The organism is Saccharothrix hoggarensis, assembly GCF_052936025.1.
Genome location: NZ_CP193624.1, coordinates 5,472,216 through 5,489,942, shown reverse-complemented (window position 1 = coordinate 5,489,942; position 17,727 = coordinate 5,472,216). Strand labels below are relative to the sequence as shown.

The window sequence follows — 17,727 nt, the reverse complement described above, 5'->3', positions numbered from 1 at the left end:
CTAGTCGTACAGGGCCGCCAGTTGTCGGTAGGAGTCGAGCATCGCGGCACGGTCGTGGGTGCTGGTGGTGACCAGGACTTCGTCGGCGTGGGTGCGGTCGATCAAGGCGTCCAGGGCCTTGGCCACCTCGGGTGGGGTGCCGTGGATGTGGCCTTGGAGGGACTGCTCGAAGAACTTCCGCTCACGGGCGGTCATGGGGGTGGCGAGGATGTCTTCCGGCGGGCTCAGGGGCGGGAATTCGCCCCTTGTCCTCGAGTAGGCGATGGACCACGCCTCGGGCACCAGGAGTCGCCAGGCGTCTTCGGTGGTGTCGGCCACGGCCACCGTTGAGGAGATCATCACGTAGGGCTTTTCGGCCCACGGTGACGGGCGGAACTCGGTGCGGTACGTGGTGATGGCTTCGAGCATGGCTTCTTCGCCTCGGAAGGCGCCGATGACCAGTGGCACGCCGTGTGCCGCGGCGACCTTGGCGCCGGCGCCGGTGGCCAGGACGAACGGGCAGACGCGCAGGCCGTCGGCGGGGTAGCCGCGCACCGCTTGGTCGCCGGTGAAGTAGCCCAGCAGCTCGGCGAGCCTCGGGCCGAAGTCGGCGGCGTCCTCCTTGTCGTGCCCGAGGGCCTTGCGGACCGCTTCGATGAAGCCGACCGACCGTCCCAGGCCCATGTCGATCCGGCCGGGGAAGAGGGATTCCAGCACCCCGAACTGCTCGGCCACGACCAGCGGCTGGTGGTTGGGCAGCATCACGCCTCCGGTGCCGACGCGGATGCGGGACGTCGCGGCGGCCACGGCGGCGGCCAGCACGGTCGGGGCGGAGCCCGCCACGCCGGGCACGCCGTGGTGCTCGGACACCCAGAACCTGTGATAGCCGAGCTGCTCCGCTTCTCGGGCGAATGCGACCGTGTCACGCAGCGCCTCGGCATGACTGTGCCCCACGCGCACCCGCGACCGGTCCAGCACGGAAAGCCTCACGACGTACACCAACGGTGGTGGGCAAGGGGGCATTCCGGCCGCTCGCCGAGCCAGCCCGCTAGGCCGCCAACCCGCCCGCCAGGCCAGCCCACCCGCCCGCCAGGCCGCCGGCCCGCCCGGCCACCTGCCCTCGGCCACCTGCCCCACCGCATGTCTGCCCGCCTGGCTGGGCCGGATGGTTGTGATCTGCGTGGTGGGGAGGAAGGGGTGAGACGCGGCCGCCCGCGTCCGCCGGGGAGGCGGTGGACGCGGGCGGCTCGGGGACGTGGCTTGGGTGGTCTGGTTGGGGTTCGGGGGACGGGGTCAGGCGACGTTCCACTTCTGGTTGGCGGTGCCGGCGCACGTCCACAGTTGGAGCCGGGTGCCGTTGGCGGAGCTGTTGTTCTGCGCGTCCAGGCACTTGTTCGCCTGGATGTTGACGATGTCGTTGGCGGCGCTCACCGCCCACTTCTGCGCGCCGGTCCCGTTGCAGTCCCACAGCTGGACGAGCGTGCCGTCGGCCGTGCCGCCCGCCGCCGCGTCCAGGCACTTGCCGAGCGCGCGGATGGTGCCGTCGCCCGGGCGGGACCACTGCTGCGCCGCCGTGCCGTTGCAGTCCCACAGTTGCACGGGGGTGCCGTTGGCGGAGTTCGCGCCGGCCACGTCGACGCACTTGCCGCCGATGCCGGTGATCCGGCCGCCCGCGGGCGGGTTGCTGTCCAGCGTCGACACGCGCACGTAGTCGATGACGAACTGCTGCGGGAACACGGTGGTCGCGTCCGGGTAGCCCGGCCACTCACCGCCGACCGCCAGGTTCAGGATGATGAAGAACGGCTTGTTGAACACCCACTGCCTGCTGCCCAGGTCGGCGGGGGTGCGGCGCTGGTAGACGTTGCCGTCCACGGACCACGCGATGCCCTGGGGGCTCCACTCGATGGCGAACGTGTGGAAGGCGTCGGCGAAGTTGGGTCCGTTGAACGGCATGCCGATGCCGCCCGCTCCGGAGTAGCCCGGACCGTGGATGGTGCCGTACACGGTGTCCTGGTCGTGGCCCAGGAACTCCATGATGTCGATCTCGCCGCTGTTGGGCCACCCGACCTGGCCGATGTCCTGGCCGAGCATCCAGAACGCGGGCCAGATGCCCTTGCCGCGCGGCATCTTCATCCGCGCCTCGACCTTGCCGTAGGTCGTGGTGAACTTGCCGGACGTGTTGATCCGCGCCGACGTGTACTGGCACCGGCCGTACCAGCAGTTGTAGTTGCCGGGGTTCTCGCGGCGCGCGGTGATCACGAGGTTGCCCGCGCCGTCCATCGCCGCGTTGCTCGCGGAGGTGGTGTAGTACTGGTGCTCGCGGTTCGCGCCACCGTTGTCGCCGACCTCGGTGTTCCACTTGGAGCCGTCGACCCGCGTGCCCGCCGGGCCGTTGAACTCGTCGGCGAAGGTGACGGCCATCGTGCCCACGTCGGCGTTGTTCGCCGGGGCGGCTTGCACGGCGGGCCCGGCAAGCCCGCTGAAGGCGAGCACGACCGCGCTCACCACCACTCGTGTCCTCATTGACACTCCCTTCACTCTGGCGGCAGCCAGGCCAGAACTTACTGCATAGCCTTTAATCAAGTCACGATGAAAGTGCGGGCGCTTTACTGTCGGTCATGCCGGGACACCCACCGGCCCGACAAGGAGGTCGACACCCGATGGCCATGCTGCGCAGCTACGTGTCCGGTCGCTGGCACACGCCGTCCGCCGAGGGCGCGCCGCTGCACGACGCCGTGACCGGCGAGGAGATCGCCCGCATCTCGTCCCAGGGGATCGACATGGCGGCCGCCCTGGACCACGGGCGACGCGTCGGCGGCCCGGCGCTGCGGGAGCTGACGTTCCACCAGCGCGCGGCCCTGCTCAAGGCGCTGGCATCCCACCTGCGGGAACACCGCGAGGAGCTGTACGCCCTGTCCGCCCGCTCCGGGGCCACGAAGACCGACTCGCTCATCGACGTGGACGGCGGCATCGGCGTGCTGTTCGGCTACGCGAGCAAGGCGAAGCGCGAGCTGCCCAACGACAAGGTGCTCGTGGACGGCGCGGTCGAGCCGCTGAGCCGCGGCGGCACGTTCGTCGGCCGCCACATCGCCACCCCGCTGCGGGGCGTCGCCGTGCAGATCAACGCCTTCAACTTCCCCATGTGGGGCCCGCTGGAGAAGTTCGCCCCCGCGTTCATCGCGGGCGTGCCGTCCCTGATCAAGCCCGCCTCGCAGACCGCCTACATCACCGAGAAGCTGGTCGAGCTGATGCTCGCCTCCGGCCTGCTGCCCGAGGGCTCGCTGCAGCTGGTCTCCGGCAGCGCGGGCGACCTGCTGGACCACCTGACCGGCCAGGACCTGGTCGGCTTCACGGGGTCCGCGTCGACCGCCCAGGTGCTGCGCACGCACCCCGCCGTGGTGCGCCACAGCGTGCGCTTCAACGCCGAGGCGGACTCCCTGAACTGCTCGATCCTCGGCCCGGACGCGGTCGCGGGCACGCCCGAGTTCGACCTGTTCGTCAAGCAGCTCGTCAGCGAGATGACGGTCAAGGCGGGCCAGAAGTGCACCGCGATCCGGCGCGCGCTGGTCCCCGCCCCGCTGCTGGACGCCGTCGCGGAGGCGGCGAGCGCCCGGCTGGCGAAGGTCGTGATCGGCAACCCGGCGAACGAGACCGTGCGGATGGGCGCGCTGGCCGGGTTGGAGCAGCGGGAGGAGGTCCGGCGGTCGCTGAAGGCGCTGCTGGAGGCGGCCGACGTCGTCCACGGCTCGCCGGACCGCGTCGACGTGGTGGACGCCGACGCCGAGCGCGGCGCGTTCCTGTCGCCGGTGCTGCTGAAGGCCGACCCGGACCGGCCGCAGCCGCACGAGGTGGAGGCGTTCGGGCCGGTGTCGACGCTCATGGCCTACCGCGACACCGAGCACGCCGTGGAGCTGGCCGCACGGGGCGCGGGCAGCCTGGTCGGCTCGGTCGTCACGTACGACGCGGACTTCGCGCGGGACGTCGTGCTGGGCGTGTCGCCGTGGCACGGCCGCATGCTGGTGCTCGACCGCGACGACGCCAAGGAGTCGACGGGCCACGGCTCGCCGCTCCCGGCGTTGGTCCACGGTGGACCGGGGCGCGCGGGCGGCGGCGAGGAGATGGGCGGCATCCGCGGTGTGCTGCACCACATGCAGCGCACCGCCGTGCAGGCCAGCCCGCGGGTGTTGACCGCCGTCACGGGGCAGTGGGTCACGGGCGCGCCGCGCACCGAGTCGGACGTGCACCCGTTCCGGAAGTCGTTGCGGGATCTGAGGATCGGCGACACGGTCGTCGCCGGCCCGCGGACCGTGGCGCTGGCGGACATCGAGCACTTCGCCGAGTTCACCGGCGACACGTTCTACGCGCACATGGACGAGGAGGCCGCGGCGGCGAACCCGTTCTTCGGCGGCCGGGTCGCGCACGGGTACCTGGTGGTGTCGTTCGCGGCGGGCCTGTTCGTGTCGCCCGAGCCGGGGCCGGTGCTCGCCAACTACGGGCTGGAGAACCTGCGGTTCCTCACTCCGACGTTCCCCGGCGACGAGCTGACCGTGACGTTGACGGCGAAGCAGATCACGCCCCGCGAGGACCAGGACTACGGCGAGGTCCGCTGGGACGCCGACCTGGTCAACCAGAAGGGTGAATCCGTCGCCAAGTACGACGTGCTCACCCTGGTCGCCAAGCAGTAGGCCGGCACGGGGCCCGACGCCGCGCCAGGCGTCAGGCCCCCGACCGCTCACCCGACCGTGTAGCCCACGATCGCGGGATCGACCCAGTCGCTGGACACGATGGTCGCGCCCTTCGCGGCCAGCAGCCGCACCCTGGCCTGCGCGTCGGCCACGGACGGGGTGCGCGCGTCGATCGCCGGCGCCACGGCGTGCGCGTCGGTCATCACCACGAGGTAGTGGCCGCCCAGGTACGAGTCGCCCGGCCAGCCCGCGTACGCCGACGCGCTGCCGTCGAACGCCACGAACCACGGCGCACGCGCGCCGCCGCGGTCGCCGACGCGCGGGTCGGCCTGCGACGCGCCGTTGATCGCCGGGAACGCGAACGCCGAGGCCAGCGTGCCGGCGGCGCGCGCGGCGATCAGCCGGTCCGCGTACTCCAGGTCGGTGTCGTAGTTGTCGAAGGGGTTGCCCAGCTCGAACGTGCCGTTCTCCACCAGGACGACGAACTTCCCGGCCAGCGCGGAGCGGTGCGGCCACGCGCTGGCGCGGGCGGCGGCGTCCAGCGTGGCGTGCGCCCCGAGGAGCTGCGCGGGTCCGAAGACCGAGGACGCGCCGAGCGTGTCGGCGACGAGCCGGTCGAACTCGTCGGGACCGAAGCCGCCGCGGTCGTCGAAGCCGTTCTTGAACTCGACCTTGAGCACCACGGGCGGGTGCGCGGGGTTGCGGTCGTGCCAGAGCCGGATGTTGCGCAGGCAGCCGGCGAGGTTCTGGTTGCGGGCGCCGGTGCGCAGCTCGGCGTAGGTGGTGGCGCGGGCGCAGTTGTTGGCGTTGCCGGGGTCGTGCCCGACCTGGAAGTCGCGGCTGAACAGGAAGTTCGACCACACGTCCAGCTCGACGAGACCGGGCTTCCGGTCCAGCACGTCGACGAGGTACGGGGCGGTGGCCTGCGTGTAGGCGTTGTGGACGCCCACCGCGGTGCCGCCGGTCGCGGTGGCGGCGTGCGCGGTGGCCGCGGGCAGGGAGGTCAGCAGCAGCGCGGCGGTCGCCGCGACGGCGAGGCGGACGGCTGGCAGGGTGATCATCGGTGAAGGCTCCTCGGTGGTCCGACGCCCGGTCGGCTCCCACCCTAGAAACACGAAACGTCTTCACGATGTCCGCCAGATGGACGCTGACCGCACCTTGTTCCCCCGAACGGGAACAACCGGCCCACTCCGTCGGGTTGGCGCGGGAGAAGGACCGTTCGCACCACAAGCTTCGAGGAGCACCAAAGGTGTCTGAGACCTTTTCCCTGGGTGGCGACCTGACCGTCAACCGCCTGGGCTACGGCGCGATGCGGCTCACCGGCGAGGGCATCTGGGGCTACCCGGCCGACCGCGACAACGCGATCGCCGTGCTGCGCCGCGCGGTGGAGCTGGGCATCAACTTCATCGACACCGCCGACTCGTACGGCCCGCACATCAACGAGGAGCTGATCAGGCAGGCGCTGCACCCGTACGCGGACGACCTGGTCATCGCGACCAAGGGCGGCCTGCTGCGCACCGGCCCGAACGAGTGGATCACCCTCGGCAAGCCCGCCTACCTGCGGCAGGCCGTCGAGACCAGCCTCGTCCGGCTCGGCGTGGAGCGGATCGACCTGTACCAGCTGCACCGCATCGACCCCGAGGTGGCGCTGGAGGACCAGGTCGGCGAGCTGCGCAAGCTGCAGGACGAGGGCAAGATCCGGCACATCGGACTGTCCGAGGTGGACGTCGACCAGCTGAAGGCCGCCCAGGAGGTCGCGCCGATCGTCAGCGTGCAGAACCTCTACAACCTGGCCAACCGGCAGCACGAGGCCGTGCTGGAGCACACCACCGAGCACAACATCGCGTTCATCCCGTGGTTCCCGGTCGCGACCGGCGACCTGGCGCGCCCGGGCGGCGTGCTGGACGCGGCGGCCCAGGAGCACGAGGCCACCCCCGCCCAGCTGGCGCTCGCCTGGCTGCTGCGCAAGTCGCCCGTCGTGCTCCCGATCCCCGGCACGTCGTCGATCGCGCACCTGGAGGAGAACACCGCGGCGGCCGGCATCAAGCTGACCGACGAGGAGTTCGAGAAGCTCTCCGCCCTCGGCTGAGCCGGCGCCCAGTGGTCACGCCGGGTCGAACGACCGCCGTTCGACCCGGCGTCGCAGCTCTTCGGGCAGGTCGTCCGCGGCCGGGGCCAGGCTCGGCAGCAACTCCGGCTCCAACGTCAGGGCCCGGAAGGCGACCGACATCGTGACGTCGTGGTCGGGCCGGTGCTCGACCACGATCTCGTCACCCGCCGTGACCGATCCGGGCTCCAGCACCTTCAGGTACGCGCCGGGCCACGCCCGCGCGGTGAACGTCTTCACCCACCCGCGCTCCTCCATCACGCCGGCGAACGTCCGGCACGGGATGCGCGGGCACGTCACCTGCAGCAGCAGCCCGCCGATCCGCCACCGCTCGCCCACGCGCGCGCCCGACACGTCCACGCCGACCGTGGTCAGGTTCTCCCCGAACAGGCCCGGCGGCAGGTCGCGCCCCAGGTCGGCCGACCACGCGTCCAGGTCCTCCCGCGCGTACGCGTAGACGGCCTGGTCGTCGCCGCCGTGGTGGCGCAGGTCGGAGACGTGGTCGCCGACGAGGCCGCTGCCGCCGGACCCGCGCGGACCGGGCGCCCGGACGTCCACGGGCCCGGCGACGGGGCGCTTGCCGATCCCGGTGTGGCCGACGGCGGCTTGGTCGAACTCGACTCGGGAACCGACGTTCACGGAGAGCACAGAGGGCATGACAAGACCGTAGCCCAGCCACTTTCCGGGTTCGCACCCCTTATTCGGCGCGGGTGGGGGAGGATGGACGTGGTCGCCGTCCGCCGGGGGGAGTCATGCGCAGGTCCGTAGTCGCGTTGGCGCTGGTCGCGGTGGGACTCGCGGGCTGCGCGGAGCGGACCGGGCTGCCGACGCCGACCCTGGGCCCCGCCGCGGACGACAGCGCGACGCTGATCACCACGCTCGCGGCCCGCGCCGACGAGCAGCGGTCCGTCAGGTTCGACGCCGAGACCACCCTGTCGGGGCTCAAGGTGACGCTCGACGGCGGCCTGCTGCGCGCCCGCGAGGGCCGGCTCCTGGCGTTGCGCGACGACTCGGACACCGACGTCGTGGTGCTCGCCGACGCGGGCTACTCCCGCACCTCCGGCGGCCCGTGGACCAGGCACGACCTCGCCGAGCGCGCGCCCGTGCGGTCCGACACCACGGTCGCCGGCCTGCCCGACGAGGTGGACCCCGCGGCCGTGGTGAAGTCCCTCGCCGGCAGCCTGATCGTGGCGCAGGGCGACGAGACGCTCGACGGCGTGCCGACGCGCCGGTACACGCTGCTGGTCGACCTCAGGACGCAGGCCGAGCAGACCCGTGACGCGGCGCGCCGGGGCCGGCTGCAGGCGGCCTACCAGTCGGGCTTCACCGCGTCCGCGACCGTGTGGGTGGGCCCGGGCGACCTGCCGGTGCGGGTGGACCAGGTGCTGAAGACGTTGGAGGACAACGTCTTCCAGCGCACCCTGCACCGCTTCGCGGACTGGAACGCCGACATCCGCGTGACCGCGCCCACCTCCTGACGGTCAGCCGACGCGCTTCGCCCGCGCGATGTCCGTGGTCAGGGCCGGTCGGCCGTCCACGGCGCTGTCCGGGTTCGGCGCGACGCCGCCCGCCGCGACCCGGTCGAGCGTGGCGAGGCCCTCGGGCGTGATCCGGCCGAAGACGGTGTAGTTCGGCCGCAGCACCGAGTCCGACGTGACCAGGAAGAACTGGCTGCCGTTGGTGTCGGGGCCGGCGTTGGCCATCGCGAGCGTGCCGCGGGGGTAGACGCGGCGCTGCCCGGTCGGGTCGTTCGGCGCGGGCGCCAGGTCGGTCGGCAGCTCGTCGCGGTACCGGTAGCCGGGGCCGCCCTCGCCGGTGTTCGACGGGTCGCCGCACTGGAGGACCTTCAACGTCGGGTACGCCGTGAGCCGGTGGCACGTGGTCTCGTCGTAGAACTTCCGCTGCACCAGGTGCAGGAAGCTCTGGACGGTGCACGGGGCCTGCGCGCGGTCCAGCACCAGCGGGATCGGGCCCTGGTTGGTGCTCAGCAGCACTTCGGGGTGGCCGCGGTCCGGCGTGTGGCGCGGGTCGGCCGGCAGGCGCACGGGCCGGGCGGCCGGTTCGTCGGGCGTCTTCTCGTACGCGCACGGGCCGCGCGTCACGTCCGGCGACGACGAGGGCGGGGGAGCGGCCTGGGCCACACCACCGCCGAGCAAGCCACCACCGAGAACGACCGTCAGCGCCACTGCCTGGAGGATTCTCACCGGATCAGGTGTAGTGGAGCCCGGCGGGCGCGGCTAGGGCCGGTCGGCGGGTCCGAGCGACTCGGACCAGGCGCTCAACGCCTCCCGGTCGGCGCGACCGGTCTTCGTGATCAGGCTCGCCACGTGCTTCTCCACGGTCCGCGGCGAGATGTGCAGCCGGGTGGCGATGGCCTTGTTCCCCAGCCGGCCCGCGAGGAGCCGGAACACCTCGAACTCCCGCACGGTCACGCCCAGCGCCCGCAGGTCGCGCGGCACCTGGTCGGAGCCGGTGCGCCGCTGCGGCACGGACGCGCCCAGCTGCCGCAGCAGCCCGCGGCACGCGCTGGCCACCGCCGCCTGGCCCGCCTGGTGGAAGAACTCCTCGGCGACGCGCAGCCACGCCACCGGCTCGCCCCACCGGTCGGCCACGGCCGCCTCCGCCACCAGCCGCAGCCCCAGGTGCCGGGCCAGCGGGTAGATCGCGGCCGCGTCCCGCGCCGCCCGCACCGCCTGCGCGGCCTCCGCGTCCCGTCCCGCCCGGCCCAGCAGCACGGCCAGCGCGAACTGCCCGAACACCCGGTTCCAGCGCATCCCGGCGGCGGCGGACCGCGTCACGGACCGGTGCCCGTCGAGGTCCAGCTCCCCCGAGAGCGCTCCCAGGAGCAGTCGGAGGCCGTGCATCCCGGACAGGTGGAACACCGTGGGCGTCTCGGCCTCGTACGCGATGGCCCGCGCCACGTCCCGCGTCGCCAGCGCGCGGTCCTCCTCCAGCAGCGCGCAGAACGCCCGCGCCAACCCGAAGCACAGCGGCCGCTCCTGCGACCCGACGCCGCCGACCTCGTCGAACTCCTCGATCGCGGCGTCCAGGTCGGACCGCCGCCCCTGGTGCGCGGCCGCCGTCGCCTGCGCCATCAACGCGTACAGCGTCACCTGCTTGAGCCGCAACCGCCGGGTGCTCTCGACGGTCCGCGCCAGCTTCGCCGACGCCGCCGCGTACTGGCCGCGCAGCACGGCGTCCAGCCCGAGGATCGCGTCCACGTTGTACGCCAGCGTGATCGCGCCGACCCGCAACGCCTCCTCGTGCGCCTCGACCAGCTCCGCCGACGACCCGTCGGCCAGCCAGTCCACACCGGCCTGCCGCACCAGCGCGTACACCCGCTGGATCGGCAGCCCGTGCTCCTCGGCCAGCGCGCGCGCCTGGGCGAAGCAGTCCCGCGCCGCGTCCAGGTCCCGGTCCCGCGCCAGCACGCCCAGCAGCTGCCACGTCTCGCAGCCCACCTCCGGCAGCGGCACCCGCCGGGCCGCCTCGGCCGCGCGCCGGGCCAGGAACTCGGCGGACGTGATCCGGTCCGGTCCCTGCACGAACAGCGTCAGGTACGCGGCCACGGCGTCGAGCCGCGCGTTCTGCTCGTCGGTGGCGTCGCGGCCGAGCAGCGCGCGCGCCGTCTCCACGTGCGCCATGCCGTCGGTCCACTCGCCCGCCGTGCCGGCCACCTGCGCGAGCTTCGTGTGCAGCTCGGCCCGCCGCACCCGGCTCAACCCGGCGACGGTCAGCTCCGCCACCGCGTCCACCAGCGCGAACGCCCGCCCGAACTGGCCCGCCGCGGACAGCGCGGGCAGCAGCGAGTCCAGCACGTCCGCGCGGACCTCCACGTCGACCTGGCTCGCCAGCAGCCGGTGCGCGTGGTCCAGCAGCCGCACCGCCGACCCGGCCGCGCCGTCGGCCAGCGCGCGCCGACCCGCCTCGGCCAGCAGCGCGCCCGCCTCCGCGGTCTGCCCGGCGTCCAGCCGCAGCGACGCCACCAGCGGGCACCACTCGCCGGGCAGGCCGGGGTGCAGCTCCTGCACCGCGTCCGCGATCCGCCGCGACAGCTCCGCCCGGTGCGGCGGCGGCAGCTGCGCCAGCAGCGCCTCGGCGGTGAGCGGGTGCCGGAACGCGTACCAGTCGGGCACCGGCTCGTCCGGCGTCACGAGCTGCGCGGCCACGCCCGCGTGCAGGTGCGACAGCAGGCCGCGGTCGTCCATCCCGGTCACCCGGCGCAGCACCGACAGCGGGAAGCGGTGGCCCAGCACCGCGGCCAGGGACAGCAGCTCGCGCCCCTGCGGTCCCAGGCGGTCGGTGCGGTGCGCGATCGCCCGCACCAACGCGGTCGGCAGGTCGATGCGCAGGTCGCCGAGCACCTGCCAGCCGCCGGGGTCGCGCACCAGCACGCCGCCGTTGACCAGGCCGTGCAGCATCTCCTCGACGACGAACGGGTTGCCCGCGCTGTCCGCCCACATCCGCTCGGCGACCTCGTCGGGCACCTCGGACTCGTCCACCTCCAGGCACAGCGCGACCATTCGGCGGACCTGCGCCTCGCCCAGTCGGCCCAGTTCCAGCAGCGCGCCCGCTTCCCGTTGCGCGGCAAGGCGGACCACGTCGAGCGTCGGGCCGGGGTCCGCCCGCGTCGTCACCAGCAGGGCGGCGGGGACCTGGTCGAGGTTGTCCACCAGGTAGTCGATGACGGCCAACGTCTCGGCGTCGGCGTCGTGCAGGTCCTCCAGCACCACCAGGCACGGCTGCGCGCGGCCGACGACGGCCAGCAGCCGCAGCACCGCCTCGGCGAGCACCACCACGGAGTGCGCCTGCCGCGGCGCCTCCGTGCCCCACTCCGGCACCAGCGTGCCCAGCACCGGCTGGTAAGCGCCGAGTTCCCGCAGGTCGGGCCCGTTGCCGGCGCGCAGCAACGACATCAGCGCCTCGGTCAACGGCCGGAACGGGACCATCGGCCCGATCGTGCTGCCCCGCCCGCGCAGGACCCGCATGCCGCGGTCGAACGCCGCTCCGGCGGCGAAGCGCGCCAACCGGGTCTTGCCGATGCCCGGCTCCCCGACCAGGAACACGGCGCGGCCCCGCCGGGCCCCGGCGTCGGCCAGTACCCGCTCCAGGACGCGCAGTTCCTCGTCGCGGCCGACCACGATGGGCGCGCGGGTGTGCATGCGCCGAACCTTAGTCAAGCCGATCAAACACGCGCCAAACTGCCCGCACCCCCAGTGCGGGCGGGCAGTTCGGCGGTGCGGAGGGCGGTCAGATGCCCAAACCGGGAGCGCTCACCGTCGGGTGCGAGAGGTCCGCGGCGACCGCCGCGTAGGCGCCGACGGCCAGCGTCAGACCGGCCAGCGCGCGGGCGCGGGCGCCGGTCTTCGTCTTGCGGGACAGCGCCATCTCCCCGGCGGGGTGGTCGCCGTCCTGGTCCTCGTGCCAGGTGGTGACCGCGTCGTGGTTGGCGTCGTTCATCGGTGGTTCTCCTCGCGGGGGTAGGTGTCGTGCGGAGGTTCGAGCAGGAGCACGGACGGCACCTGCTCGGGGAATCCGAGGCGCAGCAGGCCGTATCCGATCCCGGACAACCCGGTGAGCAGACCGGCCGACGGCACGCCGCCCGGCGTGCCGCAGCGCGCCCCGTACTGGTCCAGCGAGCCGAGGACGAGACCGGCCCGCCGGGTCTGCATGGCCGCGGCCAGGCTGTGCCCGCGCTGGGCGAGCACCGTGAGTGATTCGATCACACCCAGCTCGCCGTGGCACAGGCTCAGGTCGCGCAACGGTTCGTGAACGGCCAGCGCGTTCAGGCAGCGGTCGAGGTGCAGGGTGTGCGCGTCGACCGGCTGGTCGGGGTGCGCGGTGTGCGCGAGGACCGCGCCGGACAGGCCGGAGCACCAGCTGTGGTCGGCCTCGGCCACGTCGAGGAGCCGTTGCCGCAACGCCTGGTCGGCGCGCAGGTTCGCCCGCCCCGCCACGCCGTACCCCTGGTCGCCCGCGACGCGCGCGTAGCGCAGCAGCGCCCAGCCGACGCCCGCCCGGCCTCGGGCGAAGCCGTCGCCGCCCGGGGTGGCCGCGACCAGCCGGTCCGCGTAGGCGCGGGCCACCGCGCCCGCCGCCGGCAACCCGGTCTCCGCGCGCACGGCCAGCATGGCGGCCAGCCCGCCCGCCCAGCCCTCCACCAGGTTGGCCGGGTCCTCGCCGACCTTCTCCACGGTGGCCGCGACGTCCACGGCGGTCCGCAGCCAGCCCGCGATCTCGTCGTCGTCCAGCAGGGTCGCCAGCCGCGCCAGCGCGTAGCAGATGCCGCCCAGCCCGTGGAACGCGCCGCTGCCCACGGCGACCGCGAGCTCGGTGTCCTCCGCGAACGCGGCCAGCAGGCCGGGGATCGGCGCGAGCGCGTCGCGGGCGTACTCGGTGTAGCGGGACGCGCCGGTGAGCTTGCCCAGCTGCGCCAGGAACAACGCGACGCCGGTGTAGCCGTTGGACAGTCCCGCGCCCATCGGGGCGACCGCCCAGTGCCGGTCGTCCACGAGTTCCAGGCCGACCCAGTTGACCCGGCCGGCGGCGGTGGCCGCGTGCGCCAGCACCTCGTCGGCGATGCCGCAGGCCGCCACCAGCAGCCGCTGCGGGTCCGGGATGCCCGGCTCCAGCGGCACGTCCACGCCCGCGCCGGTGCGGTGGTCGACCGGCTTCGGCCGGCTCGCCAGCCCGGCGCTGATCAACCACTGCTGGTCGTGCTTGTCCACCTCGTCCAGGGCGGCGACCTTCGCCGTGACGGAGTCCAGCCCGGACACCGGCAGCACGTCGCGCAGCCGTTCCCCGGTGGACGTCCACACGTCCCGGCTGCCCGGCCGGGTGGTGAACAGCGGCACGTCGCCCGCCCACAGGTCGCCGATCTCGTGCGGCACCAGGGCGCGCAGGACGTCCTCCTGCCCGGAGTCGTCCCACAGCAGGTCGAGCGCGTCCTCCCGGTCCGGCGCGCCGCGCAGCGCGTCCGGGTGGGTCGACTCGTCGAGGAGCGTCGCGTACAGGTGCGTCATCCGCGGGATGAACCGCACCGGGAGGTCGGCGAACCGGCTCAGCAGGCCGTCCGGGCCGAGGAGTTCGGCGCGGTGGTCGTACAGCGCGTCGTAGCCGACCCGGAACCCGGCCAGCAGCGCGCCCTGGTAGTCGGCGGGCTCGGCCTCGCGGCCGTCCACGACGGGCCGGTTGTGCGCGGGCGGCACGGGCGCGGGCCGGCGCACCAGCCGCATCCGGTCCGTGCCGGGGTGCAGCCACGCCGCGCCGTCGGCGGGGAACCGGTCGCCGTGGTCGCCGCCCATGCCGCCGATGTCCACCGCGCCGTGCTCGCCCAGCAGCACCCGCGGCAGCACGGCGGTCCGGTGCACCGACCGGGCCAGCGCGACGACCGCCGGGTCGGCCGGGATGCCGACCGTGGGGTGGAACAGCGTCTCCACGTCCACCAGCACCGGCTGGTCGCCCGCCGCGACGAGGTTCTCGTAGTGCATGTCCGTGCCGTCCACCGCGTACAGCAGCGCGATCAGCGCGCCGAGGCGGTGGTAGAACCGGCCCACCTCGCTGACGTCCGCGCACGGCGTGTGCTCGACGTACTCCAGCCACCCGTGCCCCGGGCGGGCAAGCGCGCGCGGCAGCCGCAGGTCGACCCCGGTGTGCCCGTCGAACCACGCCGCCAGGTCGGCGAACGCGCGGTGCAGCGCCACCGGCCGCGGCTTGTAGACGACCCGGCGGCCGTCGGCGAACGTCAGCACTGCCACCGACCGGCCGCGCCCGTGCGGGTCGCCCTTGCCGGTCTCCACGTGCACGAGCGTGCCGGGGTCGCGGCCGTCGAGGACGGTCCGCACGATGTCCGCCCGGTCCGCGGCGAACCGGTCCAGCAGCTCGACGTGCGCCTCGACCGCGTTCAGGCAGGCCTGCCCGAGCAGCCGGGCCAGCACCGGGTAGCGGGCGAACAGCGCGGTCAGGTCGACCTTGCGGACGAAGTCGGCGAACCGGTCCTGCGGGGTGTCGCCGACGAGCCGGCGGCCGACCCGTTCCAGGTTCAGCTCCAGCACCAGGGTGCGGGCGGCGATCCGGGCCAGCCGCTTGCCGAGCGCGCGGGCGAAGTCGTCGCCCAGCCGCGGGTCGCGGGACGCCGCGGCGCGCACCAGGGGGCGCAGCGCGGCGGCGAACGCCTCGTCCCAGGCGCCCTCGGTGAAGTCTGCATGGGCCGCGGTCGCGGTGGCGCGTTCCACGAACGCGGCCCATGATGGCCGCCCGCACGGGACGACCAGCTCTCGGGGAATCCTCCGGACACCACCGAGCCACCAGCTGGCGGCGGGCCGGTCAACGGCGGAGGGGAACACGCCGCACAACGTGTCACGCGCGTGCCCCGGCGCACATGGGGGCAGTGCCCCCAGATTTGCGGGCCGCGCGCCGCGGGACCGCACATGTGCGGAAACGGTTCCGTCGCAGGTCACCCGCGCCGTGCCGGTCCGGCTAGGAGCCGCACTCCTCGGCGTGCTCGGCGGCGTCCCGGTACTCGTCCGGCAGGGACACCACGCCGATCTTCTCCACGCCCTCCTGCATCACGGTGACCGCCTCGGTCATGTCCTGGATGACGGTGGAGAACACGTCGGGCGTCATCTCGGCCGCGCCGTCCACGGTCGCCTTCGCCGAGACGAACTTGTCCCGCGCCCTGGTCAGCGGCTCGCTGACCACCTCGACGGCGGTGTCGGCGGCCGGTGTCGGCGCGGGGGTCAGCCCTTCGAGGTCGTGCAGCGCGACGTCCAGCACGTCCACCACGCGCCCGAGGGAGTCGCTGACGGACTTCTTCGCCGTCGCGGGGTCCGCCGACGCCTCCTGGTCGAGCGTCACCCCGGCCGAGGCGACCAGGTAGTTCGCCATCGCGCAGTAGTTGTTCACCCAGCGGACGACCTCCGGGTTCCCGGCGGCCGCCGACGTCGTGGGGCCCGCCACCGCCCGGCCCGCCACGGGCGACGCGCAGCCGGTCAGCCCGACCACCGCCACCGCTGCCACCAGCCACCGTTTCACAGGGGAGTTGTACCCCGACGTCACTCGATAGTGGGGCGGAACATGACAACCGGGGGAATCCTCGGCCACGATGTCCGCCTCATGACCGTCTCACTAGAGGATTCCGGGGGGATCGCGGTCATCCGGATCGACGAGCCCTCGGACGCCGTGCTGCCCGACGTGCGCGCGTTGTCGCCCGCCGTCGCCGAGGCGCGCGCGGCCGTGCTGCTGGTCGGTCCCGGGCTGTGCGGTTCGGACATCAAACAGCTGGTCCGGACGCCGGCGGCGGAGCGGGAGGCGCAGTCGGCGTCGCTGCGTCGGGTGCGGGACGAGCTCGCGAACTTGCCGGTGCCGGTCGTCGCGGCGATCGGCGGCAGCGCGTCCGGCGGGGCGGCGGAACTGGCGATGGCGTGCGACCTGCGGGTGCTGGCCGCCGAGGGCGGTCTCGGCCGGGTGACCGACGACCGGGTGACCTGCCGTGGGGTGATCTGCGGTGAAGTGGTGTGCGGAGAGGCGACGGGCGGCGCGGGGACGGGCGACGTCGGGACCTGCGGGGAGGCGGCCGGCGTCCGGGTGCTGGTGGCGCGCCGCGTCACCGCCGAGGAGGCGTTGCGCCTCGGGCTGGTGGACCGGGTCGTGCCGTCGTCCGCCGTGCTGCGGACCGCGCTGGAGCTCGCAAACCAGTGCAAGTCCGCGCAAGTCCAACGTAAGTCCTGCCGTATAGTTGCTCCATGACGCAACGGCGGTTGGCCGAAGTGGCCGCGAAGGTCGGCGTGAGCGAGGCGACGGTCAGCCGGGTCCTCAACGGCAAGCCCGGCGTGTCCGACGCGACGCGGTCGGCCGTGCTCACCGCGCTCGACGTGCTCGGGTACGAGCGGCCGACGCAGCTGCGCGGCGAACGCGCCCGCCTGGTCGGCCTGGTGCTGCCGGAGCTGCAGAACCCGATCTTCCCGGCGTTCGCGGACGTGGTCGGCAACGCGCTGGCGCAGCGCGGCTTCACCCCCGTCCTGTGCACCCGCACGGCCGGCGGCGTGACCGAGGCCGACTACCTGGAGCTGTTGTTCGAGCAGCACGTGTCCGGCGTGGTGTTCGCGGGCGGCCAGTACGCGCAGGCGGACGCCTCGCACGACCACTACCGGCAGATGACGCGGCGCAAGCTGCCCGCGGTGCTGGTCAACGCGGCCATCGACGACCTCGGGTTCCCGCGCGTGTCGTGCGACGACGCGGTGGCGGTCGAGCAGGCGTTCGGGCACCTGGTGGCGCTGGGGCACGTGCGGATCGGCGCCGTCCTCGGCCCGTCGGACCACATGCCGTCCCGGCGCAAGCTGACCGCGCTGGTCGCGTGCGCCGAGGCGGCGGGGGTGGAGCTGTTCGAGGAGCACGCGATGTTCTCGCTGGAGGGCGGGCAGGCGGCGGCGACCCGGCTGCTGCACCGCGGCGTCACGGCGGTCGTGTGCGCGTCGGACCCGCTGGCGCTGGGCGCGGTGCGCGCCGTGCGGCGGCACGGGCTGCGCGTGCCGCACGACGTGTCGGTGGTCGGGTACGACGACTCGCCGCTCATGACGTGCACCGAGCCGCCGCTGACGACGGTCCGCCAGCCGATCGAGGCGATGGGGCGGGCGGCCGTCGAGCTGCTGGCGAACCAGATCGCGGGCACTCCCGTGCCGGACGAGGAGCTGCTCTTCGAGCCGGAGCTGGTCGTCCGGTCCTCCACCGCGCCCGCGCCCCGCTAGCCCTTCCGACCCGCGCAAGCCGTCCACCGTCCGCGGTGGGCGGCTTTTTGCTGTGCGCGTGCGCAAAGGCGACACGCGACCGTGCGTGATCGGACGAATCCGCCCCGGTAGCTTACAGATTGATGTCATGAAGTTGCGAAATCTCGTAGACATCTTGCGGATACGAGGTGGGCGGACCTACCGTGTGCGCCACACCACACCGAGGAAGGTC

General features: G+C 73.6%; 14 protein-coding genes. 5 read left to right on the top strand and 9 right to left on the bottom strand.

What is annotated here, in order from left to right; genetic code table 11:
- Together ACRAKH_RS24650 and ACRAKH_RS24645 are read right to left on the bottom strand one after the other, a co-directional pair.
- Nucleotides 1-1,002 carry an LLM class flavin-dependent oxidoreductase gene (locus ACRAKH_RS24650; protein WP_380721996.1) on the bottom strand — a complete coding sequence of 334 codons (1,002 nt, stop codon included), beginning with the start codon at nt 1,000-1,002 and terminating at the stop codon, nt 1-3.
- Between the two features lie 270 nt (nt 1,003-1,272).
- Nucleotides 1,273-2,502, bottom strand: coding sequence for a family 16 glycosylhydrolase (locus ACRAKH_RS24645; RefSeq protein WP_380721994.1), 1,230 nt, complete (start codon nt 2,500-2,502; stop codon nt 1,273-1,275).
- 137 nt (nt 2,503-2,639) lie between these two features.
- Here ACRAKH_RS24645 and paaZ point away from each other — a divergent pair, with 137 nt between their 5' ends.
- Entirely contained in the window at nt 2,640-4,664 is a 2,025-nt protein-coding gene (gene paaZ / locus ACRAKH_RS24640) for a phenylacetic acid degradation bifunctional protein PaaZ (RefSeq protein ID WP_380721992.1), read from the top strand.
- Nucleotides 4,665-4,711: 47 nt separating this feature from the next.
- Here paaZ and ACRAKH_RS24635 read toward each other — a convergent pair whose 3' ends face one another.
- Entirely contained in the window at nt 4,712-5,725 is a 1,014-nt protein-coding gene (locus tag ACRAKH_RS24635; protein ID WP_380721990.1) for a phosphatidylinositol-specific phospholipase C domain-containing protein, read from the bottom strand.
- Nucleotides 5,726-5,913: 188 nt separating this feature from the next.
- Here ACRAKH_RS24635 and ACRAKH_RS24630 point away from each other — a divergent pair, with 188 nt between their 5' ends.
- Nucleotides 5,914-6,753, top strand: coding sequence for an aldo/keto reductase (locus tag ACRAKH_RS24630; protein WP_380721988.1), 840 nt, complete (start codon nt 5,914-5,916; stop codon nt 6,751-6,753).
- Between the two features lie 15 nt (nt 6,754-6,768).
- On the opposite strand, the gene ACRAKH_RS24625 is transcribed toward ACRAKH_RS24630, so the two are convergent.
- Nucleotides 6,769-7,428, bottom strand: a complete 660-nt coding sequence (locus ACRAKH_RS24625; protein ID WP_380721986.1) for an MOSC domain-containing protein — start codon at nt 7,426-7,428, stop codon at nt 6,769-6,771.
- Between the two features lie 95 nt (nt 7,429-7,523).
- Between ACRAKH_RS24625 and ACRAKH_RS24620 the strand changes: the two genes are divergently transcribed.
- Complete coding sequence (locus tag ACRAKH_RS24620) at nt 7,524-8,249, top strand: hypothetical protein (RefSeq protein WP_380721984.1); 726 nt, start codon at nt 7,524-7,526, stop codon at nt 8,247-8,249.
- Nucleotides 8,250-8,252: 3 nt separating this feature from the next.
- Here ACRAKH_RS24620 and ACRAKH_RS24615 read toward each other — a convergent pair whose 3' ends face one another.
- From ACRAKH_RS24615 to ACRAKH_RS24595, 5 genes are all read right to left on the bottom strand, one after another.
- Nucleotides 8,253-8,975 (bottom strand): peptidylprolyl isomerase, encoded by a 723-nt coding sequence (locus tag ACRAKH_RS24615; RefSeq protein WP_380721982.1) that lies wholly within the window; start codon nt 8,973-8,975, stop codon nt 8,253-8,255.
- Between the two features lie 33 nt (nt 8,976-9,008).
- Entirely contained in the window at nt 9,009-11,933 is a 2,925-nt protein-coding gene (locus tag ACRAKH_RS24610) for an AAA family ATPase (RefSeq protein ID WP_447009324.1), read from the bottom strand.
- Nucleotides 11,934-12,021: 88 nt separating this feature from the next.
- Nucleotides 12,022-12,231 carry a hypothetical protein gene (locus tag ACRAKH_RS24605; protein WP_380730627.1) on the bottom strand — a complete coding sequence of 70 codons (210 nt, stop codon included), beginning with the start codon at nt 12,229-12,231 and terminating at the stop codon, nt 12,022-12,024.
- Nucleotides 12,228-15,005, bottom strand: coding sequence for a type 2 lanthipeptide synthetase LanM family protein (locus ACRAKH_RS24600; RefSeq protein ID WP_447009323.1), 2,778 nt, complete (start codon nt 15,003-15,005; stop codon nt 12,228-12,230). The genes ACRAKH_RS24605 and ACRAKH_RS24600 overlap by 4 nt, the downstream gene beginning before the upstream one ends.
- A gap of 244 nt (nt 15,006-15,249) precedes the next feature.
- Nucleotides 15,250-15,804: a hypothetical protein gene (locus ACRAKH_RS24595; protein ID WP_380726025.1), complete on the bottom strand. Its 555-nt coding sequence runs from the start codon at nt 15,802-15,804 to the stop codon at nt 15,250-15,252.
- An 81-nt stretch (nt 15,805-15,885) separates the two neighbouring features.
- Here ACRAKH_RS24595 and ACRAKH_RS24590 point away from each other — a divergent pair, with 81 nt between their 5' ends.
- Both ACRAKH_RS24590 and ACRAKH_RS24585 read left to right on the top strand, forming a co-directional pair.
- Nucleotides 15,886-16,518 (top strand): enoyl-CoA hydratase/isomerase family protein, encoded by a 633-nt coding sequence (locus ACRAKH_RS24590; RefSeq protein WP_380726023.1) that lies wholly within the window; start codon nt 15,886-15,888, stop codon nt 16,516-16,518.
- Nucleotides 16,515-17,516 (top strand): LacI family DNA-binding transcriptional regulator, encoded by a 1,002-nt coding sequence (locus tag ACRAKH_RS24585; RefSeq protein ID WP_380726021.1) that lies wholly within the window; start codon nt 16,515-16,517, stop codon nt 17,514-17,516. The genes ACRAKH_RS24590 and ACRAKH_RS24585 overlap by 4 nt, the downstream gene beginning before the upstream one ends.
- Nucleotides 17,517-17,727 lie beyond the last annotated feature (211 nt).